The sequence below is a fragment of the Ralstonia pickettii genome (assembly GCF_000607165.1).
In the GTDB taxonomy this organism is placed as follows: Bacteria; Pseudomonadota; Gammaproteobacteria; order Burkholderiales; family Burkholderiaceae; genus Ralstonia; species Ralstonia holmesii.
On sequence record NZ_JFZG01000025.1, the window covers coordinates 242,003 to 263,742 of the forward strand.

A 21,740-nucleotide genomic window follows, 5' to 3' on the forward strand; every position below is an offset into this window, starting at 1 on the left:
CTTCTGCTGAACTGCAAAACGAACCCCAGCGCGACGCTGTTCCGATGAAGCCTTTGTCCAACCTGCCGGCCGCCGTGCCACAAGCCGTCCTGGGCGCGTTGCTCGGGCAGCAGACCCGCCAGATCACGCTTGAGACGGCGCTCGCCTCCGACAACCTGGTCGTGGAGCGCTTTACCGCCACCGAAGCGGTGTCGGCCTCGTTCGTCCTGCATATCGACTGCCTGAGCCCATCGGCGCATCTGGATACGGCCAAGCTGGCCTCGCAAGAGGTCACGCTGCGCCTGGTGCAAGCCGACGGCAAGCGGCGCGCGTGGCACGGTTACGTGGCGGATTGCGCATCGCTTGGCGGCGACGGCGGCCTCGCGCGCTACCGCCTTCGCGTCGTGCCGTGGCTGGATCGGCTGCGCACGCGCAGCGACTGCTTCGTCTACCAGGACAAGACCGCGCTGGAGATCATCGAAGACGTCTTCGGCGAATATCCCACCGCGCATTACAAAATCGCGGCCACGCAGCCGTGCGCCAAGCGCTCGATCTGCTGCCAATACCGCGAAACCGACTATGCCTTCGTGATGCGTCTGCTGGCCGAGGAAGGCCTGTCGTTCCGTATCGAGCACGAGCAAATCGACGACAAGCAGCAGCAAGGCAGCGCCCAGTCACGCCACACCGTCGTCATCTTCGACAACGATGCGCAACGGCCTACCTGCCCGCAGCCGGAGATCCGCTTCCACCGCGTTGATGCCACCGAAAGCGACGACGCGATCGAGCGCTTCTCAAACGCGCACAGCGTCGGCACCAACGCAGTGACACTCGCCTCGTGGGACTACAAGGCCTTGGCCGCCACCAGCGCCCAAGCCAGCGCCAGTGACCCCGGTGGCGAACTGCCGACGCTGGAGCGTTTTGAAGCCTCGGGCTCGTATCAATATACGAATACGCAAGAGGCCAGCCGTGCCGCGCAACTGCGCATGCAGGCGCACGAAGGCGCATACCTGCGCTACGAGGGGCAAGGCAGCGTGCGCCAATTAGGCGCTGGCCAACGCTTTACGCTCACACAGCATTTCGACAGCAAGCACAGCGAGTTCGTCACGCTGCAGGTCGAGCACGAAGCCGCCAACAACCTCGGCGCCGACATCGCGCGTTTGCTCTCCACCACCGAGATCGAATCGGGCAGCTACCGCAATCGTTTCGTGGCTGTGCCGGCAGAGGCGCCCATCGTGCCGCCCTATCGCCGTCGCCCGACCGCGCCGGAGGGCCAGGCCGCCGTGGTCATCGCCGACGATGGCGCACCGCTCACCACCGACCGCGACCACCGCGTGCGCGTGCGCTTTCCGTGGCTGCGCGCACCGGAGGTCAATGCCTTTGCCGACCCGTCCAGCAGCGACCGCACACAGGTCACCGCCTGGGTGCGCGTGGCCAGCGCCAGCGCGGGCCCGAACTGGGGCGGCAATCACCTGCCGCGCGCCGGCACGCAAGTGCTGCTGACGTTCATCGACGGCGACATCGACCGTCCGATGATCGCCATGCAGCTGCACAACGCGCAAGACGCCCTGCCCTGGGCCCCGGCCGATGCGCCGCTTGGGCAGGCATTGTCCGGCTGGCACTCGCAGGGCCTTGGCGGCGACGGCTACAACCAGTGGGTCGTCGACGATCACCCCGGCCAGTTGCGCACGCGCCTGGCAAGCTCCACCGCCAACAGCCAGCTCAACCTCGGCTATGTCACCTCGCACGGCGCCACGGGCGGAGACCGCGGCACCTGGCGCGGCACCGGCGCCGAACTGCGCACCGATGCCTGGGCCGTGGTGCGCGCGGGTGCGGGCCTGCTGCTCTCCACTACCGCGCGGGCGCAAGCCGGCGGCACGCTGCTCGACGCCCATGAAGCGCGCGGGCAACTCACCGCCGCGCAGAAGACTGCACAGCGCTTGTCCGACGCGGCCTCCAGCCAGCAAGCGCTGCCGCTGGCGGCCAACGAAGCCTTCGAGCCGATCGACAAAGCGCTCGACCCTGCGCAGGACGGCAAGTATCCCAGCAACGTCAACGGCCAGGATTCACAGCAGCCGGTCGACAAATTCGGTCAGCCGCTACTGGTGGCCGAGTCGCCATCCAGCATTGCGCTCGCCTCGCAGGCCACGACCACCGTCTATGCGGGGCGCCATCTGCACGGCACCGCGCAGGCTGACTGGCACCTCGCAGCGGGCAATGTCATCGCTGCGGCGGCGGCAAAGGGCGTGAGTCTGTTCGCCCAGCGCAACGGCATCCGGGTAATTGCCGAAGGCGGGCCAGTGTCGATCCAGGCGCATACCGATGCGCTCGCCGTGCTGGCGGACAAGGCGGTTACCGTGACCTCGTCCGCCGATTCGGTCGAGATCCTCGCGCAGCAGAACATCGTGCTGCATGGCGGGGATTCGTTGATCCGGCTGGAAGGGAATGCGGTGACGTTTGAGACGTCGGGGTTGCTGTCGGTGAAGGGGGCTGGGCATCCGTTTGAGGGGCCTGGCGGGCAGGCGGCGGCGTTGCCGGCGTTGCCTGTGGGGTTGCTCGGACCTATTGCGGTTTATGACGAACAGATCCAGTTTGTTAATCAGCGAGGCGATGTACTCTCGAATGTCAGCTACAAACTCCTGCTGCAGGATGGGACTACAGTTTCTGGCGTCACTGATGAGGATGGTAAAACGCAACGCATTGCCACTGACCGACCAGTTCCCATTCAAACAGCTACTTTGACTCCCACACAACACGTCGATTGTTGCGGAATAACCAACACGAATCCACCCGAAGAATTGAAGGTTGATGTGTCCGGCGTAAAAACCAACGACACAAAGGTAGGCTCCTCTGTTAAGAAGGTTACGGTGAAGGGTGACGAGCGCCCCCTGACAGAAGGCGAAATCGAGATGGCCAAAACCGTCTTCAAGGACAGCGTCGATTACAGTCGAGTACGAGTTCATCGGGGTAGTTACTTCTGGTTTGACTTGCAAAGTAAAGATACCGCGGTCACCCCGAATGGAAACATGTACTTCCTGGACGAAGATTTCGTCGAGGATTTCTCACAAAACCCAAATGAGAAAAAGAAACGTACCGTAAACATGAACCGCGCGTGGTTCATGCACGAAATGACGCACGTTTGGCAGTACCAAAAAGGATACTCTGTCCGCTTGCATGGCTTGACAGTGACCATTCGAGGGAACAGCGCCTACCGTTATCAGATAGAGTCGAACCAGGTTTTTAGTGACTACAACATGGAGCAGCAGGGCAATCTGGTTTCAGACTATTTTGCCCTCTGTATATTGAAAGACTATGGAGCCGTCATTCACGCCGGAAATGTTGGTACACCAAACCAACTAAGGCAGGTGCTTGACCCTCTTTTGAAAGATCCAGACAATGCATCGAATCTTCCGAAATAAAGCTGCCGGATTTCTCTATTTTTTCTTCATTTCGTCGTGTAGCTTCGCGACTTCAAAGGGTTCGATCGGGCTCGCAGTTAAACAAACAGGTGAATTGCCTGTCGTATGTCTTGCGGCGGCTGATGAGAATGGAAATCAACCTGTTCGGGTCCATTTCGTCGGCGTTTCTCATGCAACGGGGTCTTTTGGAAGTGAGTCATACTGGCAGGTCGAGGTTCCGGAATCTTCGAAACCGCTCTATCTGAAGCGCGGCGAGTGCCTCACCTATGGCCAGGCTATCGGGGGCGCCAATATTCTGACGGAACCCAAAAAGCTCCAGCCCGGCGTGCTGTATGGAATCGGCCTTGTCCCGTACGACGCAGACTTCGTCTACGGCGCAAACTTTTGCTTGATCCCTCAACCCAACGGAAAGTTGAAAGTGGTTGATCCCGCAATTGAACGTGGCGTTTGCCCTGCCAAGTAGCTTCCGAGTTTTTATCTCGGGTATGTTGCGCACTAGCCCCCCGTCCTTATGCGGCAGGGCTCAATCCGTTGCTCCACCCCGGGGAACGCTTGCGGGCAAGCACTATTCCCCTCCACCCGGCGCCAGCCCCACACGCTGATGGGCAGCTAGCTGTTTTGTGCCAAGAGTGCAGGAGAAGGAACGACAGAAATACGGTTCGATCTTGGGAAGAACATCGTCGACACGGCACGTGCATCAGGCATTCCGACAGCCGCACCGTGCATACCGCCAAGGTGGCTGAACACGAAGAAGCCGCCAAAGACAACCACGAAGTCGTTGTTATTCCATGACCACGAATCTAGCTATACAAGGTGGCGTCATGCTGCCGACCGAGCACGAACGCAAGCAGATTTTTTATTGGCTCAAGCAGATCAGTTCTTACACCGCATGGAACCGTATCTTCGGGTTCTATCAGGCTTGGGCTCAGGCGGCCGAAGACTGTGCCCGCCGAGCCACAGAACCGGGCGGCCCTGCTGCGGATTACAAACTTATCCTCAACGGGCTAGCGCATTGCGAAGAGGCCGTGCTTCGCCTCAAGAAAGGCGACAAACGCATCTTCAAGTTTGATGCGAATGGCGAACTGGCTATGGCCGACCGCCTACCGACGTATTGGGAGAAGATGCTATTCCGCATGGAGGACGGGGAAACACTGCAACGCGATGAAGGCAACACCCCCGGCTGGACACAGTTTCACCAAGCGTTGGTGAAGCTGTGTGCGGCTTGGGGCGAGTGCGCTCCCGACATTCTTGAGCCTCGCTACCTCGATACGGAAACCTACACGTTCTGCAACGATTACCTCAGGGCGAAACTCAATCAGATGGTATTTCCGAGTCCCCTGCCTGATGTGCCGGACCCCAAAGAGGACGTGCTGGTCTCCAGCGGAAAGATGACGCCCTATTCGGGTATTTGGGAACCCGTCGATGCCCCCAAGCCAAAACTGTTCAGCCTGTTCCGAAACAACGAACAGCCCAAGGGGTCGTTTCCCATCGTCGGCACAATGAGCTATCTGCACGGCGGCTCAAACGCCCCCAACATGGCCGCCTACGCCGAAGAACGCGGTTTACCGACCACGTGGCGCCTTCTTTGGCGCGATACCCGCTACGAGGATGGCACCATCCCCGACGAGGAGCGGGATTACGTCTTCCTGAAGCCAGAGTCAGCACAAGAAGAGGCTTCGGCAACTGTGTCTGCTACTCCCGATCTGCTCATCTGGGCTGAAAGTGGGCAGCCGGCTCCCCAAACGGGCCGCTGGCTGGCCGAACATGACCTACAAGCCAGCATCACACTCCAAGCAGGAGACATCCTACCGATGCATCAGGGAAGAAAATCTCGTTGGACGCTCGCGCGGGCGTAGCCGGGGGGCAAACGCCTTATCGCCTTAAAGCGGCAACGGGCTCGTTCGCTCGTCGCTCACCCCTGGCAATCACCTGCCGTGCGCCGGCACGCAGGTGCTGCCGACTTTCATCGACGGCGACATCGACCGCCCAATCACCGGATGCGAAGTTCCAAATGAGCACGCCGCTTTATCCGCAGGAAATCTATCTGCTCGAACGCCACACCTCTGTCGAGTACTTCGGCGCGATGCGCAACGCGTGGCACGCGGCGGTCAACCATGTGGAAGACTGCCTTGCTCGATTCATGACAAAACTCCCAGCGGACTATCGCAGTCGCCCGCAACCTTTACAACCCGACATTGTCTGGGGACAGCGTGCGCTTCCGAATTTCCGCCAAACGGCGCTGATGCTCGACGACAGCTTCATCCGATTAACGCATCACGACTATGGCAGCACCATTTGGCAGTGGGATACGGATCAGGGCGAGCCCAAACTCTAGTGCTACAGCACAGTTTCTGGAACAAACTATGAGTCTTCTGCAAAAACTATTCGGTCGAAACACCACCAAAGTGGCCACCAACCCGCCGTCACCGCCAAAGGACGAAGACACCTCCGCCGACATCGCCCCCGAACTCGCCTCTGCCCTGAAGGCCTACCAGCAAGGCCAGCACGAAGCTGCCATCGCAGCTGCTGCGCCCTACGCGAGTCACCACGCCGACGCCAACCGCCTCTGCGCGCTCGCCTATTCGGACATGCGCCGTTATCCCGAGGCGTTTCCTTACTGGCTTGCGCTGTTCGAACAGGAGCCCAGCGCGCACAACGCACTACAGTTGGCGACCACCTCGGTCATGTGCGGCGAATTGAAGCGCGGCGAAGCGTGGCTGGTGAAGTTCGACGAGGTCAATGAGCAGACGCACGAAATGTCCAGCGTCACGGCCCGCACGCAGTTCATCTCGTCGCTCACGCAGAGCGGGCACATGGCCGAAGCGTTGCCGTACCTGGATTGGCTGCGCGATGTCTATGCGCATGTCCGCATTACGGATTCGCATTTTCTGTACATGCGCGGCATCCCGTTCTTCCTCAGCTTCCTGGAGAACAGCCTGCCCATTCTCAAGGCAAACATGCCGAACGACAGGATCGTCGATTGGTATGGAACTTTGGTGGGAAAATTGGACGAGGAAGGCGAGGCACAACTTGAGCAGTGGCGGCAATCATTGGTTGTCACGGCGGGCACTTGAACGTGCCCTGCTGCGACACCAGCGTGCAAAGTGATATGAGCAAGAGAGGCCTTTCGCGATTACTGGGGCTCTTCTGCATCGCAGTCGCCATTGCAGGCTGCACGCCAGACGATCCGCGCCCTAACACCAACGTTACAGCACTTTCGCAGCACATCCACCTCAGCATGCCTCCCGCGGCTGCCCGCTTCGAGATAGCCACCCTTCCAGAGCGCAACGACGAAGGCGTACCAGGGCCGACGGACTACGTTGCCCTGATCGCTGCGATCCGGCCACAGGGCCCCGACAACGCGATCATCGCGAATCAGCCCCGCATTGGTGAAGCGGCCGCAGTTCCGGAAGCGTTCCTGCGTGCCTGGCTTTCCGAGGCAGAGAAAGACGCATTGCAACGAGCAGCCGCGCCAGGCGGTACGGCGTACAACATCAGAGCGTTGACGAGCCAGGCCGCCAAACGCGCGATCGCAGTCCCCCTGAATGCCGGCGAGTGGGTCTTATACATCGAGTACGTCGCGCCATAGCCGTCAGCCCTTCAAGGGGCGATCAACTACTCCCCCGCAGCGGGCGCCAGCACCTCACGCTGCCCATTGCGCCCCATCGGCGACACCAGCCCAGCCGCTTCCATCTGCTCAATCAGCCGCGCGGCACGGTTGTAACCAATGCGCAGTTGACGCTGCACGGAGGAAATCGACGCGCGGCGCGTGTTGAGCACAAACGCCGCGGCTTCGTCGTAGAGCGGATCGGCTTCTGCGTCTGCGCTTTCGCCTCCGAACAAATCCCCGCTCGCGGCAGCTTCGGCTGGATCGCCGGCGAGGATGGCCTCGTCGTACTCGGGTTCACCAAATTGTTTCCAGTGTTCGACCACGCGGTGCACCTCTTCGTCGGCGACGAACGCGCCGTGCACGCGTTGCGGATAGCCGGTGCCCGGTGGCAAGAACAGCATGTCGCCCTGGCCAAGCAGCGATTCGGCGCCCATCTGATCGAGAATCGTGCGCGAGTCGATCTTGGATGACACCTGGAACGCCACACGCGTGGGAATGTTTGCCTTGATAAGGCCGGTGATGACGTCCACCGACGGCCGCTGCGTCGCCAGAATCAGGTGGATGCCGGCGGCGCGGGCCTTCTGTGCGAGGCGCGCGATCAGTTCTTCGATCTTCTTGCCGGCCACCATCATCAGGTCGGCCAGTTCGTCGATGACGACCACGATCAGCGGCAGCGTCGAGAGCGGCTCGGGCGCATCGGGCGTGAGCGAGAACGGGTTCGGCACCTTGCGGCCGGCCTGTTCCGCGGCCCGGATTTTCTGGTTGTAGCCGGCCAGGTTGCGCACACCCAGGGCCGACATCAGGCGGTAGCGCTTTTCCATTTCACCCACGCACCAGTTGAGCGCGTGCGCGGCCTGCTTCATGTCCGTCACGACCGGCGCGAGCAGATGCGGAATGCCCTCGTACACCGAGAGCTCCAGCATCTTCGGGTCGATCATGATCATGCGCACGTCGTCGGGCGTGGCCTTGTACAGCATCGACAGGATCATCGCGTTGACAGCCACCGATTTGCCCGAGCCGGTCGTGCCGGCCACGAGCAGGTGCGGTGCGCGCGCGAGATCGGTCACCACCGGGTTGCCGGTGATGTCCTTGCCCATGGCCAGCACGAGGTGCGACGCGTGCGACTGGAAATCCGCCGCGTTCACCACTTCCGACAAGCGGATCATTTCGCGCTTGACGTTGGGCAATTCCAGGCCCATACACGTCTTGCCCGGAATCGTCTCGACCACGCGGATGGACGTCACGCCCAGCGCGCGTGCCAGATCCTTCATCAGCCCGACGACTTGCGCGCCGCGCACGCCGATCGCGGGGTCGACCTCGAAACGCGTGATGACCGGGCCGGCCGAGGCGCCAACGACCGTCACCGGTACCTTGAACTCCGCCAAGCGCTGGGCGATCAGGTTGCTGGTCTCTTCCAGATGTTCGGCGGAGACCGCTTCCGCGCTGGTTGATGCGGCGGTCAGCAATGCGGCGCCCGGCAAGCGGTAGTCGACGATGCGCGGTGCAGCAGGAGCCGGAACAGGAGCCGGCGCCGGTGCCGGCACGGGTACTGCGGCGACTGCCGGTGCCGCACGTGACACCACCTCCCCCACCACGGCAGGCAAGACGATGCGCGGCTTGGGCGTGGGCAATGCAGGTGCTGCTTCGGGCTGCGCGACCGGCTCGATAACCGGCGTGGCGGGCAGCACTTCCGCCTTGGGCAGTGCTTCGACAATCAGAGCGGCTTCAGCTTCAACTACCGGCTCGGCAACCTCCGGCTCGGGCATCGTCGCTACGGCGGGCGCCATCAGCCCGCGCAGTTCGGCCAGGAGCGCTTCCGCCTCCTGACGTACAGCATCCAGGTCGACGGTCTGGGTTTCTGCAACGGCGGCTTGCGCTTCCACCAGCTCCGGCGCCGTCGGCTCGGGCAGGACAACCGACTCGGTTGGCGGCGTAGCCTGCGTCTCAGGTGCCGCTGGCGCTGGTGCCTTTGTCTGCAGACCCAGTTGTGGTTGATGGAACGGGCTGCTGACGATGGTGGCACGCGGCTTTGGGCGTGCTGGAGGCGCTTGCGGCGGAATGGCTGCTGCGGCAGGCGGCGCCGTCTTCGCGCTTGCGGGCGCGTCTGCCGGCGCGCCCTTCTTTGCGTCGAGCAGCGGCCAGATCTCGCCCGGCTGCGGCGGCGAGGGGCGCGTGCGCGGGGGTGGCTGCCATGCGGGCTGCCGTCGCGCAGAAACGGCTTCGATGCCACGGTGACGCACGGCCGGCTGCGCGGGGCCGGTGTTACCGCTCCAACGCGCCTCCCCTGCCCCGCCGAGGCCGAGCGCGGTCGGCTTCAAGCCGTCGTCAACGGGCTCATCGTGGCGTGTGTCCGGCTCGGAAGACGCCTCGGTATCAGCAGTGCGGTGGCGGTTGAACACTTGACCCCACGATCGCCCGAACACCATGGGCGCGACCCAGATCAGCACACCGAGCATCAGCAGGAACGCGCCCGTCCAGCCCAGCATGTGCGAGAACAGCGACGATACTGCGCGCCCGGCAGCACCTCCGGCCTTGTCCTGCGGATCGGCGCCAGAGGTCAGGGCTTCAAGCGCGGCGCTGGCGCTCAGGGCGACGAGCGTCACCAGCCAGAGCCGCACGGTGCCCCGGCCTTTCAGAAAATCCCGCTCCCCCGCCAGCGCGCGCGTTACGTACCGCCACACCAACGGCAGCAGCCACACGGTGGAAATGCCAAACCAGCCAAGCACCATTTCAAACGCCATCTGCAAATGCCAGGCCGCGATTGTAGCGGGGCGCGCCACCGTCATGAGAATCGCCCGACCGAAAAACACCCGGCCGGGCTTACTGACAACACGATTCAGCGCAGCGTGCCCGATGCAGTGGCCCGTGTGCTTGCGCTGCACGCGGCCGTGCTGTTCTCGGTGGTCGCGGCCGGGGTGGGCGCCTATATCGGCTCGCTGGCGGGTGCGATGCTCGCCACCCGCGACGAGCCCAATCCCGCGCAGCCGCACGACGCCACCCTGCGCACGCGCCATTCCGGCGTGCTGCTGGCGGCGCGCGTGACACCCGAGCGCGAGGCCGAAGCCGCGCGCATTCTGGCCAGCGCCGGCGGGATGGATGTCGAAGAAGCCGCAGGCCGCTGGCGCAACGGCGAGTGGGTCGACTTCGACCCGCTCAGCCCTGCCAAGCTCAATCCGAAGATTGCTCAGCGGGCTGCGTGATCGACGTTGGCGACAAGAGAAATCAAACCGCCGTACTGGGCGCCGTTCCGCCTCGCTGCACTGGCACCGGACGCGCCTGGTTATCGTTGAGCATGGTCCACACGAGGATGGCCGCCACGATGTCGAACACGGCCAGCGCCACGAACAGCGGGTTGTAGCCGATGGTCGTTGCCAGCGTGCCGACCGCCAGCGAGAAGAGCATGCCGCCCAGGTAGCCCGACATGCCTGCCAGCCCCACGGCCGTGCCGACTTCATGCTTGCCGAACATGTCAGACGTGAGCGTGTAGAGCGCGCCAGAGAGCGTCTGGTGCGCAAAGCCACCCACGCAAAACAGCGCAATCGCCGTGTAGGGGCTCGTCGCCAGACCAATGCAAGCCGGGCCGATCATGCACAGACAGCCCGTCACCATCACCAGCTTGCGAGACGTCACGAGCGATACCGAGAAGCGCTTCTGGAACCACGGCGCCAGATAGCCACCGAGCACGCAGCCCACGTCTGCCGCCAGGAACGGCAGCCAAGCAAACAGGGCGATCTCTTTCAGGTTCATATGGCGCTCGGTGGCCATATAAAGCGGAATCCAATAATTGAACGTCTGCCACGCCGGCTCCGACAGAAAGCGCGGGATGGCGATGCCCCAGAACCGGCGGCCACTGACGATCTTGCCCCACGAGGGCTTGGGCGCATTCGCGTGGTCGTCCGAGGTTTCCTGGCCGGCGCGGATGTAATCGCGCTCCTCTTCCGACAAGCGGTGATGTTTGGCCGGCACGCGATACAGCAGGAACCACAGCACGCTCCACACCAACCCGATCCCGCCGATCACGACAAAGGCAAAGCGCCAGTTGCCGTGCAAGATGCACCAGACCACCAGCGGAGGCGCCACCACCGCGCCCACGGAGGAGCCAATGTTGAACCAGCCGGTTGCAATCGACCGCTCCTTGGCTGGGAACCACTCCGCCGTTGCCCGCAGCGCCGAAGGAAAACCTGCTGCTTCCGTCATCCCGAGCATCGCGCGGAACGCGGCCAGCGACAGCCAGCTTCCCGCCGTACTGTGCAGCAGGCAGACCACCGACCACGCCGCCGCAAACAGCGCAAAACCCAGCTTGGTGCCCAGCACGTCAAGGACGTAACCCGCCACTGGCTGCATCACCATGTAGGCCGCCTGGAATGCCGCAACGATGTAGCCGTACTGCTGCGTGCTGATGTTCAGCACCTTGTTCACTTCGGGCGCCGCCACGGCCAGCGCATTGCGGGCCAGGTAGTTCATGATCAGGCCGCTGAGTACCAGGACGATGATCCACCAGCGCAAGCCTTTGATGGGTTTCATGTGTTGTCTCCTAAGAGCCCCGGTGTGTTCTTGTGTGCGGGGCGTATTGCAGGTTCAAAGGTGCAAGACGGGTTCCGGCAATCCGGTCACGCCCGGGCGCACGGCAAACGTGGCGCCCGAGAGCGGGTCGTCGCCGATCAGGATCGACGTAACGAACAGGGTATCCAGCCCAGGCCCGCCGAACGCGCACATGGCAGGTTTGGACGTGGGAATGGCGATGCTCCGATCGAGACGACCGTCCGGCGTGAAGCGATGCACAAACCCCGCATCGTTACCGCAGATCCAGTAGCAGCCGTCGGCATCCACCGCAGCGCCATCGGGGCGGCCCGGGTGCGCATTCATGTCGATGAAGACGCGGCGGTTGTGCGGCGTGCCGCTGTCAACGTCGTAGTCGAAGGCCCAGATGGTCTGGCGGCTTGCGTGCGAATCCGACAGATACATCGTCTTGCCGTCGGGGCTGAAGGCCAGGCCGTTCGGCACGATCAGATCGTCGATGACGGCATCGACACGCCCGGCGCGAGCGGCCTCCGCGTCAAAGCGATACAGCTTGCCGAGCGGCAGACCTAGCGAGGTGTCGAACACCATCGTGCCGGCCCACAAACGGCCCTGGCGGTCGCAGCGGCCGTCGTTGAAGCGCATGTCAGGGCGCGAGTGCGCCACCGTGGCGAGACGCTGCAGCGGGCCAAGCTCGGCGCCGGCGCGGGGCTGTGGTGCGAGGAAGATGCCCGTCTCCATGGCCATCGCCCAACCGTTGGACGTCATGGCAATACAGCCGGCCATCTCGGGCAGCGCCCAGCTGTTGGTCTGGCCGGAGAAGAAGTTCCAGCGCCACAGCCTGCGGCCCGGAATGTCCGTCCAGTACAGCGCCTGCTCGCCGGCGTGCCAGATGGGGCTTTCGCCCACACCGCATTGCATGCTGCCAACGCGCTCGACAGTCGGCTCTACATTCACTTGCATTGCGTCAGTCTCCGAACGGGCCGGCTTTGACAAACGCTCCGCCCTGGTACTGCGCAGCCGGGTCATCGGCGGGCAGCGGCGGTTGTGCTTCGACCTGTGTGCGGAAGATCTCGCTCGTCTCCGTAGGTGTGTAGCCAAGGTGCGCGGCGTGGCGGTTGTCCCACCAGCGGTCGCGATTGTTCGACATGCCGTACACCACGGTAAAACCCACGCTCGGCACGAACAAGGCGCGGCGGATAAGCTGCTCCAGGTCGTCGTAGCCGAGCCAGGTGACGAGCATGCGGCGGTCCTTCGCTTCTGCAAACGAAGAGCCGATGCGGATGGCCACCGTTTCGATGCCGTAGCGATCGAAATAGAAACTGGCCAGCTGCTCGCCAAACACCTTGCTCAGCCCGTAGTAGCCATCGGGCTTGGTGGGCGAGGTGCTGTCGATCACCTCACCCTGCTTGTAAAAGCCGATGGTGTGGTTCGAGCTGGCGAACACGATGCGGCGCACGCCATGACGACGGGCAGCTTCGTACAGGTTGTAGGTCCCTGCGATGTTGGCCGGCAAGATCTCTTCAAACGGCCGCTCGACCGACACGCCGCCAAGATGCACGATCGCATCCGTACCGGCGACAAGCGCATCGACGGCCTTCGCATCCGCCAGGTCACACGGTGCGAGCTCCTCGCCGGTGCGCGCTTCGCCAAGATTTGATATATCAGACAAGCGCAAAAAATCGGCGTATTTGGGCAGACGCTCGCGCAGCACCTTGCCGAGGTTGCCGCCTGCGCCAGTGAGCAGCAGGCGGTGGCAACGCGTGGTCACACCCGCGAGCGGGTCGGGTTGAACGTGTACTTCAGTGGTCATATCAGGTCACCGGGGCGGGATTGAACAGCGCCAGCGCATTATGCAGGCCCAGCTTGTCGGCGCAAACTTCCTTGCGGCCGCTCGCCACGTCAAGAATCAGGTGGAACAGCTCCCAGCCGATGTCGGCAATGCTCGCTTCGCCCGTGGCAATGCGGCCGGCGTCGAGGTCGATCAGGTCGTGCCAGCGCTCGGACAGCGCCTTGCGCGTCGATACCTTGATGACCGGGGCCATGGCCAGTCCATACGGCGTGCCGCGGCCGGTGGTGAATACCTGCAGGTTCATGCCAGAGGCCAACTGCAACGTGCCGCACACGAAATCGCTCGCGGGTGTCGCGGCAAAGATCAGGCCCTTGCGACGCACCTTCTCGCCCGGACCGAGCACGTCAACGATAGGCGTGCTGCCCGACTTGACGATCGAACCCAGCGCCTTTTCCACCACGTTGGACAGGCCGCCTTTCTTGTTCCCCGGCGACGGGTTGGCGCTGCGGTCAGTCTGGCCGCCGCTCAGGTAGTTGTCGTACCAGGCCATCTCGCGCAGCAGCGCACGGCCGACGTCTTCGTCAATGGCGCGCGGCGTAAGCAGATGGATGGCGTCACGCACTTCGGTCACTTCCGAGAACATCACGGTACCGCCTGCGCGCACGATCAGGTCCGCCGCAAAACCCACTGCGGGGTTGGCCGTTACACCCGAAAACGCGTCGCTGCCGCCGCACTGCACCCCGACCACGAGATCGGACGCCGGGCAGGTTTCGCGCTGGCGCTTGTTCAGGTGTTCCAGGCGGCGCTCGGCCATCTCCATGATGGCGTCGGTCATGCCGATGAAGCCGTCGAAGGCTTCGTCCTGCAGACGCAGCACCGGCGAATCCGCCGTGCCTGCCACTTCGATGGGAATACGGCCACCCGGCGCGAGCCTTTCCGGCACGAGGCGTTCGGGCACGAGCTTTTCGCAGCCCAGGCCGATCACCATGATCTCGCCGCCAAAATTCGGGTTCAGCGCCAGGTTCTGCAGCGTGCGAATCGGCACGATGGCGGCCGGCGCATTGATGGCGACGCCGCAGCCGTACACGTGGTTGAGCGCCACCACGTCGTCAACGTTCGGGAAGCGCGGGAGCAGCTCGCGCTTGATGCGGCCGACCACGTAGTCCGTCACACCCGCCACGCACTGCACGCTGGTCATGATGCCGAGCACGTTCTTCGTGCCGACCGTGCCGTCTGCGTTGCGATAGCCCTCGAAGGTGTAGCCCTCCAGTTTGGCCAGCTTGGGATCGGGGCGCGTGGCCAGCGGCAGCTCATCCAGCGCGGGTGCGGACGGTAGCTTCACGGCGTGCTCATTGACCCAGCTACCGCGCGGAAGCGGCTTCACGGCATAGCCGATCACCTCGTTGTAGCGGATGATGGCGTCGCCTTCGGCCAGGTCGACCAGCGCCACCTTGTGGCCTTGCGGCACGCCTTCGACGAGCACAGTGCCATCGGTCAGTGCCGTGCCGGCCGGCAAGCCGCGTGCATTGACGACGATGGCGACGTTGTCACCATCGTGCACGCGGATCGTCAGCGCCTTTTCAGTTGCGTTGCCGGCTTCAGGGGCCAGCGTCGGTTCAGACATCACAGACTCCGTGATTGATTCAAACGGGTTTTGCTTCAACGTCCCAGGCTCGGACGTTTCGGGTCATACATCCAGCCTGGCACGAGATATTGCATGGCCATGGCGTCGTCACGCGCGCCAGGGCCCAGGGTGTTGTAAAGCGCATGGGCCGCCATGACGCGCTCCATGTCGATTTCGATGCCAAGGCCCGGATGCTCCGGCACGGCCACGTGGCCGCCCTGGATGCGCAGCGGCTCATGCGTCAGGCGCTCCTCGGCTTCCTGCCAGATCCAGTGCGTATCGATGGCCGTGATGTTGCCCGGCGCGGCAGCGGCCACATGTGTGAACATCGCCAGCGACACATCGAAGTGGTTGTTGGAGTGTGAGCCCCACGTCAGGCCCCACTCGTCGCACAACTGCGCCACGCGCACGGAGCCTTGCATGGTCCAGAAATGCGGATCAGCCAACGGAATATCGACCGCATGCAGCTGGACGGCGTGGCCCATCTGGCGCCAATCGGTGGCGATCATGTTGGTGGCCGTCGGGATGCCGGTGGCACGCTTGAATTCGGCCATCACTTCACGGCCCGAGTAGCCGGCTTCGGGTCCGCACGGGTCTTCGGCATAGGCCAGCAGATGCCCCTGGCCCTTGCACAGCGCAATCGCCTCGTTGAGCGACCATGCGCCATTCGGGTCCAGCGTCACACGGGCGTGCGGGAAGCGCGCCTTGATGGCGGCAATCGCTTCCATCTCTTCGGCACCGCGCATCACGCCGCCCTTGAGCTTGAAATCGGCAAAGCCGTAGCGCGCGGTGGCAGCTTCGGCCAGGCGTGCGATGGCGTCGGGCGTCATCGCGGCTTCGTGGCGCAGGCGCAGCCAGTCGTCGGCGCCGTTGGCGCCATCCAGGTATGGCAGGTCGGTCTTGCGACGGTCGCCCACGTAGAACAGGTAGGCGAGCATGGGCGCGCTATCGCGCTGCTGGCCGGCACCGAGCAGCTCTGCCACCGGCACCTCCAGGAACTGGCCAAGCAGATCGAGCAGCGCTGCCTCCACCGCCGTGATGACGTTGTCCATGCGCAGGTTGATCTCGTGCGGCTGGCGCAGCACGGCGGCTTCCGAGGCCGAGGTCACCTGGTGCACCGTCGCCTGGTGCGCGGCATTGCCGCCACCCGCCAGCGCCCGGCGAATGCTGTTCAGCACACCGTTGGTACGACCGATCGATTGACCAACCACCAGCGGAATCACGCGTTCCAGCGCCTGACGGATGCCCTCTCCGCCCGGCACCTCGCCCACGCCGGTGCGCCCGGCGTTGTCCTTCAGGATGACGAGGTTGCGCGTAAAGAACGGAGCATGCGCGCCGCACAGGTTCAGCAGCATGCTGTCGCGGCCCGCGACAGGGATCACCTGCATCTCCGTCACACGCGGTGTATGGGTGCGCGCGCCAGATTCGATCGATTGCAACGTCACTTCCAAGGCTCCCGTAGCTTACAGCGGCTTGAGTTCCACACGCTTGATCTCGCCCACCATGAACAGGTAGCAGACGATGGCAACCGCGGCGTGGATACCCACGTACACCAGCGCACCGTTGAACGAGCCCGTGGTGTTGACGATGTAGCCGATGGCGATGGGGGTTGTGATGCTCGACAGGTTGCCGAACGTGTTCATCAGCGCGCCCGACAAGCCGGCGATCTGCTTGGGCGCCGTATCCGAGTTCACTGCCCAGCCCAGCGCACCGAGGCCCTTGCCGAAGAACGACAGCGCCATGACCGCCACCACGATGGCCTGCGCATCGACGTAGTTGCAGATCACCATGGTCATGGAGAGCAGCATGCCCAGCACGATCGGCACCTTGCGCGCCACCGACAGCGACGCACCACGGCGCAGCAGCGCGTCAGAGATGATCCCGCCCAGAATGCCGCCCAGGAAGCCGCACACCGCGGGAATCGACGCGACGACGCCCGCCTTCAGGATCGACATGCCGCGCGCCTGCACCAGATACACCGGGAACCACGTGATGAAGAAGTACGTGAGCGCATTGATGCAGTACTGCGCGATGTACACACCCATCAGCATGCGGTTCTGCAGGAGCTGCTTGACGTAGCCGAGTTTCGGCCCTTCCGTCTTTGCCACGCCCGCACGGTCCATGTTGACCAGGCCGCCGCCGGCTTCGATGTACTCGATTTCGGCACGGTTGACGCCCGGGTGGTCCTTCGGTTCGTGCACGAACGCCCTCCACACGACCGCCATGACGACACCGATCACGCCCATCACGATGAACACGTGATGCCAGCCGAACGCGTGCACCAGCCAGGCCATCAGCGGGGCAAACACCACCGTGGCGGCATACTGCGCGGAGTTGAAGATGGCCGCTGCAGTGCCGCGCTCATTGGCCGGAAACCACGCTGCCACGATACGGCTGTTCGCAGGGAAGGACGGCGCCTCTGCCGCGCCCACGAGGAAGCGCAGGAGAAACACCATGACGATGGCTGTCGCACCGGTAAAGAAGCCGATCGCACCCTGCGCCAGCGTGAACAGCGACCAAAGCAGAATGCTGAACGTGTACACGCGCTTGGAACCGAAGCGGTCAAGCAGCCAGCCGCCCGGAATCTGCGCAATCACATAGGCCCATCCAAACGCCGAGAAAATATAGCCAAGCGACACGGCATCGATGCCGAGTTCCTTCTGCATGGCCGAGCCGGCAATGGAGATGGTCGCCCGATCGGCGTAATTGATGGTCGTCACGATAAACAGCATCGCGAGGATCATGAAACGCACGCGGCTCATGCGCTCAGCGCGCGGCACGGCCTGTGCTCCCACTGCGGGGGCCTTGATGTCCATCGTCTCCTCCTTAAGCCGGCACCCGTCGTACCGGTCGGTTCAAGTTGCCGGGTCCTGTGCGGCCCGGCGTGTTGTTTTTGCTATTCGACTGTTACGGCTTCAGGCCCAGCTTCCATCCACCAGGCGGCGCAGCTTGAGCGGATTGGCGTCCTGCAGTGCCTCGGGCAGCAGTTCGGCCGGCAGATCCTGGTAGCACACCGGGCGCAGGAAGCGCTCGATGGCTGCCGTGCCGACCGAAGTCGTGCGTGCATCCGTCGTTGCCGGCCAGGGGCCGCCGTGCACCATGGCCTGGCACACTTCGACGCCCGTCGGCCAGCCGTTGGCCAGAATGCGCCCCGCCTTGCGTTCCAGAATCGGCAGCAACGAACGCGCGATGTCTGTGTCACCCGCATCCAGATGCAGCGTGGCGGTCAACTGGCCTTCGAGCGATTCGGCCAGCGCGCGCAGCTCTTGCGCATCGCGGCAGCGCACGACCAGGCCAGTGGCACCGAAGATCTCGTCGTGCAGCGTCGGCTGCGCCTGGAAGCTCTTCGCATCGGTGATGTAGAAGCCGGCTTGCCCGCGGTTGGGTTGGTCGCTCTCTTGCCCGCGTGCCACGCAGCGCACGTTGGCCTCGGCGGCCAGCTTGTCGACACCGCGCGTGTAGGCGGTGTGGATGCCCGCCGTGAGCATCGGCTGCGCAGCCACGTCGCCCATGGCAGCAGCGGCAGCGGCCTCAAAGGCATCCAGTTCCGGCCCGTCGATGGCGAGCAGCAGACCCGGGTTCGTACAGAACTGGCCCGCGCCCATCGTGAGCGACGCCACGTACTGCTGGCCCAGCGCAGCAGCGCGCTTGGCCAGTGCATCCGGCAGCAGGAAGACGGGGTTGATGGCACTCAGCTCGCCATACACCGGAATCGGCTGCGGACGGGCCTGCGCAATGCGCAACAGCGCCTGACCGCCTGCGCGCGAGCCGGTAAAGCCAACGGCCTGGATACGCGGATCGGCCACCAGTGCGCCAGCTGCTTCGTTGTCCGCCAGGATGAGCGAGAACACACCCTCCGGCAGCCCGCACTGCGCAACCGCAGCTTGAATGGCGCGACCCACCAGCTCAGACGTACCCGGGTGCGCCGGATGCGCCTTCACAACCACCGGGCAACCCGCAGCCAGCGCCGACGCGGTATCACCACCCGCCACCGAGAACGCCAACGGGAAGTTGCTCGCACCAAACACCGCCACCGGGCCCAGCGCAATGCGGCGCATGCGCAGGTCCGAGCGCGGTAGCGGCTTGCGCTCCGGCAGGGCCGAATCCAGGCGCGCGCCCACGGCGTCGCCGGCACGCACCACGCTTGCAAAGAGGCGCAATTGGTTGCACGTGCGGCCACGCTCGCCTTCCAAGCGCGGACGCGGCAGTGCCGATTCGGCCATCGCGCGTTCGATCAGCGCATCGCCCAGCGCTTCGATCTGGCTGGCGATGGCTTCCAGGAAGGCTGCTCGGGTTTCCGGCGCGGTCTCGCGGTAAACGTCAAAAGCCGCGGAGGCCAGTTCAGCGGCACGTGCGGCATCGGCCTTGGAGGCCAGGGTGAATTCGGGTTCGAGCCATTCCCCGGTGGCGGGGTTCATGGCGCGAACCTTGCCGGCACCACCCGCTACGCGGGCAGCACCCAACAACAGTTCGCCGCTCAATTGCATATCGATTCCTTGTGTTTTCGGTTGCGCTCAGGCCGCCAGCTTTTCCACTTCGGCAATGCGCGACACCAACGCAGACAGTTCTGCCGTCTCGGCGTCGGTCAGGTCGGTCAAAGGGGCACGGACCGGACCTGCGTCACGGCCGATGACCTTCATACCGGCCTTGACGATCGACACCGCATAGCCGCGCTTGCGATTGCGCAGCTGGATGTACGGCAGCACGAACTCGTTGAGCATCTTGTAGACCTTGGCATTGTCGAACGCTCGCACGGCGGCGTAGAACTCTAGCGCGAACTTCGGCACGAAGTTGAAGATGGCCGACGAATACGTCGACACACCCATCGTCAGGTACGGCAGCGCAAAGGTCTCGGCGGTCGGCAGGCCACCCACGTACGTGAAGCGATCGCCCAGGCGGGCGTAGATGCGCGTCATCAGTTCCAGGTCGCCCACGCCGTCCTTGAAACCGACCAGGTTCGGGCAGCGGTCTGCCAGGCGTTCGAGGTGGTTCTCGTCGAGGATCTGGTTGGCGCGGTTGTAGACGATCACGCCCAGCTTGGTCGATTTGCAGACCTGCTCCACGTGCGCGGCCACGCCGTCGGCGGAGGCTTCGGTCAGGTACGGCGGCAGCAGCAGGATGCCGTCGGCGCCGGCAGCTTCAGCGGCCTTGCAGTATTCGATCGATTCGGCCGTGCCGCGGCCAGCGGGGGCGATCACCGGAATCTTGCCGGCAGTTTCAGCCACTGCGGCGCGCACCACGCGGTCGGTTTCAGCCGCGGTGAGCGAGAAGAATTCGCCCGTGCCACCGGCGGCAAACAGGCCGGCTGCATCGTGGCTGAACAGCCAGCTCAGGTTGGCGCGATACGCTGCCTCGTCGAACGACAAGTCCGACGCCTTGAAGTGCGTGACCGGGAAGGACAGCAGACCAGAGCCGATCTGTTGGGCGAATTCTTTGGGGCTGTATCGGGACATGTCTCGCTCGCGATGAATGCGTGTTGTTGATGAGCGAATTCTTGCATCCGGATCGATTCAAGTCCAAGCCAACTGCTGACTCGATTAATACAGAACTTGTATTGATACAGGGTCTTCCCTAAGTCTCCGATTTCGATGCTGCAGCCGCACGTGACGGCGCGGCCGCGTCTGGTCAGTGGTGCGTCACACCGCGCCCTCGGCCTCCACGTAAAGGGCGTACAGCGAGTGCGAACTCGCCATGTAAAGGCGGTTGTTCTTCGGCCCGCCGAAGGTCAGGTTGGGGCAGCGTTCCGGCAGGTGGATGAAGCCGATCGGCTTGCCGTGCGCGTTGAAGATCTTCACGCCGTCGTAGTCGGCTGAATTGATGCCCAGGCGCCCGTCCGAGCCCCAGCCGCACCAGAGATTGCCGTCCTTGTCGACGCGAAAACCATCCAGCGCCCCCGCGCCGTTGGCGTCGATCAGCTTGGTCTTGTTGGACGCCGTGCCGTCGGGCGCGATGTCGTAGCTCCAGATGCTGCGCGACGGCGTGCCCTTCCACTCAACCACGTAGAGTTTCTTCTCGTCGGGCGAGAACGCCAGGCCGTTCGGGTTGACGAGGTCGGTGATGATCGCGCGGATGCTGCCGTTCGGGTCGATCCGATAGACGTTGGTGGTGGCCTGTTCAGGCTGCGCCTTGAAGCCCTCCCAGTTGCCGTTGATGCCGAACGTCGGGTCCGTGAACCAGATGCTGTCGTCGGACTTGACCACGATGTCGTTGGGCGCGTTCAACCGCTTGCCCTGGTATTGATCGGCCAGCACGGTGATGCTGCCGTTGAATTCGGTGCGCGTGATGCGACGCGTGACGGAGTGCTCGCACGTGACGAGGCGCCCCTGCCGGTCGCGCGTGTTGCCGTTGGCGTAGTTCGACGGCTCGCGGAACACACTGAACGCACCGTTCGTCTCGTCGTATTTCATGATGCGGTTGTTCGGAATGTCGCTCACGAGCAGGTAGCGCCCGGCGGGAAAGTAGACGGGCCCTTCGGCCCACCGCATGCCGGTGGCAAGTTGCTCCACCGAGCTGCTGTACAGGCGGTATTTCAGAAAGCTCGGGTCAAGCACTTCCACCGCCACGTCGGGGTAACGCGCGTTCGGCTTGAACCCTTCGATCTTCTGTGCGGCGGCCAAGCCGCTGGCCGCTGCAAGCCCTGCGCCTGCCACGCTCCTGAGAAATCTGCGGCGGCCGACTTCCGCGCTTTCCATGGACATGCTCGTCTCCTATTGGTTGTTATTGGCCCTTCAAACCGAAGGGGCGAGCCGATTCTTGCACCGGCGATCTTTCCCATTCAAGATAAGCACTGACTCAATCCAT

Annotated in this window: 16 protein-coding genes and 1 pseudogene; 7 read left to right on the forward strand and 10 right to left on the reverse strand. The window is 63.6% G+C overall.

Features of this window, described 5'->3' with window-relative positions; translation table 11 throughout:
• Positions 1-44 precede the first annotated feature (44 nt).
• The 6 genes and pseudogenes from BG83_RS28030 to BG83_RS0123215 all read left to right on the forward strand — a co-directional run.
• Positions 45-2,532: pseudogene (locus tag BG83_RS28030) on the forward strand (type VI secretion system Vgr family protein); the annotation flags it as partial.
• An 840-nt stretch (positions 2,533-3,372) separates the two neighbouring features.
• Positions 3,373-3,858: a hypothetical protein gene (locus BG83_RS29445; protein ID WP_152543747.1), complete on the forward strand. Its 486-nt coding sequence runs from the start codon at positions 3,373-3,375 to the stop codon at positions 3,856-3,858.
• Between the two features lie 358 nt (positions 3,859-4,216).
• Positions 4,217-5,251 (forward strand): Imm71 family immunity protein, encoded by a 1,035-nt coding sequence (locus tag BG83_RS0123200; protein WP_235193262.1) that lies wholly within the window; start codon positions 4,217-4,219, stop codon positions 5,249-5,251.
• Between the two features lie 155 nt (positions 5,252-5,406).
• Complete coding sequence (locus tag BG83_RS0123205) at positions 5,407-5,730, forward strand: hypothetical protein (protein ID WP_024978988.1); 324 nt, start codon at positions 5,407-5,409, stop codon at positions 5,728-5,730.
• A gap of 28 nt (positions 5,731-5,758) precedes the next feature.
• Complete coding sequence (locus BG83_RS0123210) at positions 5,759-6,469, forward strand: hypothetical protein (protein WP_024978989.1); 711 nt, start codon at positions 5,759-5,761, stop codon at positions 6,467-6,469.
• A 35-nt stretch (positions 6,470-6,504) separates the two neighbouring features.
• On the forward strand, positions 6,505-6,984 hold the full coding sequence (locus BG83_RS0123215; RefSeq protein ID WP_024978990.1) for a hypothetical protein: 480 nt from the start codon (positions 6,505-6,507) through the stop codon (positions 6,982-6,984).
• A 26-nt stretch (positions 6,985-7,010) separates the two neighbouring features.
• On the opposite strand, the gene BG83_RS0123220 is transcribed toward BG83_RS0123215, so the two are convergent.
• Positions 7,011-9,746, reverse strand: coding sequence for an FtsK/SpoIIIE family DNA translocase (locus BG83_RS0123220; RefSeq protein ID WP_024978991.1), 2,736 nt, complete (start codon positions 9,744-9,746; stop codon positions 7,011-7,013).
• 105 nt (positions 9,747-9,851) lie between these two features.
• Between BG83_RS0123220 and BG83_RS0123225 the strand changes: the two genes are divergently transcribed.
• A complete protein-coding gene (locus BG83_RS0123225) occupies positions 9,852-10,205 on the forward strand; it encodes a hypothetical protein (RefSeq protein WP_024978992.1) in 354 nt (117 codons plus the stop codon).
• 22 nt (positions 10,206-10,227) lie between these two features.
• Here BG83_RS0123225 and BG83_RS0123230 read toward each other — a convergent pair whose 3' ends face one another.
• From BG83_RS0123230 to BG83_RS0123270, 9 genes are all read right to left on the reverse strand, one after another.
• Entirely contained in the window at positions 10,228-11,529 is a 1,302-nt protein-coding gene (locus BG83_RS0123230) for an MFS transporter (protein ID WP_024978993.1), read from the reverse strand.
• Positions 11,530-11,583: 54 nt separating this feature from the next.
• Complete coding sequence (locus BG83_RS0123235) at positions 11,584-12,486, reverse strand: SMP-30/gluconolactonase/LRE family protein (RefSeq protein ID WP_024978994.1); 903 nt, start codon at positions 12,484-12,486, stop codon at positions 11,584-11,586.
• Positions 12,487-12,490: 4 nt separating this feature from the next.
• Complete coding sequence (locus BG83_RS0123240; RefSeq protein WP_024978995.1) at positions 12,491-13,336, reverse strand: NAD-dependent epimerase/dehydratase family protein; 846 nt, start codon at positions 13,334-13,336, stop codon at positions 12,491-12,493.
• Between the two features lies 1 nt (position 13,337).
• Positions 13,338-14,939 (reverse strand): galactarate dehydratase, encoded by a 1,602-nt coding sequence (gene garD, locus BG83_RS0123245; protein WP_024978996.1) that lies wholly within the window; start codon positions 14,937-14,939, stop codon positions 13,338-13,340.
• Between the two features lie 35 nt (positions 14,940-14,974).
• Positions 14,975-16,384, reverse strand: coding sequence for an enolase C-terminal domain-like protein (locus BG83_RS0123250; protein WP_024978997.1), 1,410 nt, complete (start codon positions 16,382-16,384; stop codon positions 14,975-14,977).
• A gap of 18 nt (positions 16,385-16,402) precedes the next feature.
• Complete coding sequence (locus BG83_RS0123255; protein WP_024978998.1) at positions 16,403-17,755, reverse strand: MFS transporter; 1,353 nt, start codon at positions 17,753-17,755, stop codon at positions 16,403-16,405.
• A 99-nt stretch (positions 17,756-17,854) separates the two neighbouring features.
• On the reverse strand, positions 17,855-19,426 hold the full coding sequence (locus BG83_RS0123260; RefSeq protein WP_024978999.1) for an aldehyde dehydrogenase (NADP(+)): 1,572 nt from the start codon (positions 19,424-19,426) through the stop codon (positions 17,855-17,857).
• Between the two features lie 27 nt (positions 19,427-19,453).
• On the reverse strand, positions 19,454-20,392 hold the full coding sequence (kdgD, locus tag BG83_RS0123265) for a 5-dehydro-4-deoxyglucarate dehydratase (protein WP_024979000.1): 939 nt from the start codon (positions 20,390-20,392) through the stop codon (positions 19,454-19,456).
• A 183-nt stretch (positions 20,393-20,575) separates the two neighbouring features.
• On the reverse strand, positions 20,576-21,637 hold the full coding sequence (locus BG83_RS0123270) for an SMP-30/gluconolactonase/LRE family protein (protein ID WP_024979001.1): 1,062 nt from the start codon (positions 21,635-21,637) through the stop codon (positions 20,576-20,578).
• Positions 21,638-21,740 lie beyond the last annotated feature (103 nt).

Excerpts from the sequence above, each read along its gene's own strand:
- BG83_RS0123240 (WP_024978995.1), bottom strand. The coding sequence starts at position 13,336 with ATGACCACTGAAGTACACGTTCAACCCGACCCGCTCGCGGGTGTGACC.
- BG83_RS0123215 (WP_024978990.1), top strand. The coding sequence starts at position 6,505 with ATGAGCAAGAGAGGCCTTTCGCGATTACTGGGGCTCTTCTGCATCGCA.
- BG83_RS0123200 (WP_235193262.1), top strand. The coding sequence starts at position 4,217 with ATGCTGCCGACCGAGCACGAACGCAAGCAGATTTTTTATTGGCTCAAG.
- BG83_RS0123220 (WP_024978991.1), bottom strand. The coding sequence starts at position 9,746 with ATGGCGTTTGAAATGGTGCTTGGCTGGTTTGGCATTTCCACCGTGTGG.
- BG83_RS0123230 (WP_024978993.1), bottom strand. The coding sequence starts at position 11,529 with ATGAAACCCATCAAAGGCTTGCGCTGGTGGATCATCGTCCTGGTACTC.
- BG83_RS0123235 (WP_024978994.1), bottom strand. The coding sequence starts at position 12,486 with ATGCAAGTGAATGTAGAGCCGACTGTCGAGCGCGTTGGCAGCATGCAA.
- BG83_RS0123260 (WP_024978999.1), bottom strand. The coding sequence starts at position 19,426 with ATGCAATTGAGCGGCGAACTGTTGTTGGGTGCTGCCCGCGTAGCGGGT.
- BG83_RS0123255 (WP_024978998.1), bottom strand. The coding sequence starts at position 17,755 with ATGGACATCAAGGCCCCCGCAGTGGGAGCACAGGCCGTGCCGCGCGCT.
- BG83_RS29445 (WP_152543747.1), top strand. The coding sequence starts at position 3,373 with ATGCATCGAATCTTCCGAAATAAAGCTGCCGGATTTCTCTATTTTTTC.
- BG83_RS0123205 (WP_024978988.1), top strand. The coding sequence starts at position 5,407 with ATGAGCACGCCGCTTTATCCGCAGGAAATCTATCTGCTCGAACGCCAC.
- garD (WP_024978996.1), bottom strand. The coding sequence starts at position 14,939 with ATGTCTGAACCGACGCTGGCCCCTGAAGCCGGCAACGCAACTGAAAAG.
- kdgD (WP_024979000.1), bottom strand. The coding sequence starts at position 20,392 with ATGTCCCGATACAGCCCCAAAGAATTCGCCCAACAGATCGGCTCTGGT.
- BG83_RS0123210 (WP_024978989.1), top strand. The coding sequence starts at position 5,759 with ATGAGTCTTCTGCAAAAACTATTCGGTCGAAACACCACCAAAGTGGCC.
- BG83_RS0123270 (WP_024979001.1), bottom strand. The coding sequence starts at position 21,637 with ATGTCCATGGAAAGCGCGGAAGTCGGCCGCCGCAGATTTCTCAGGAGC.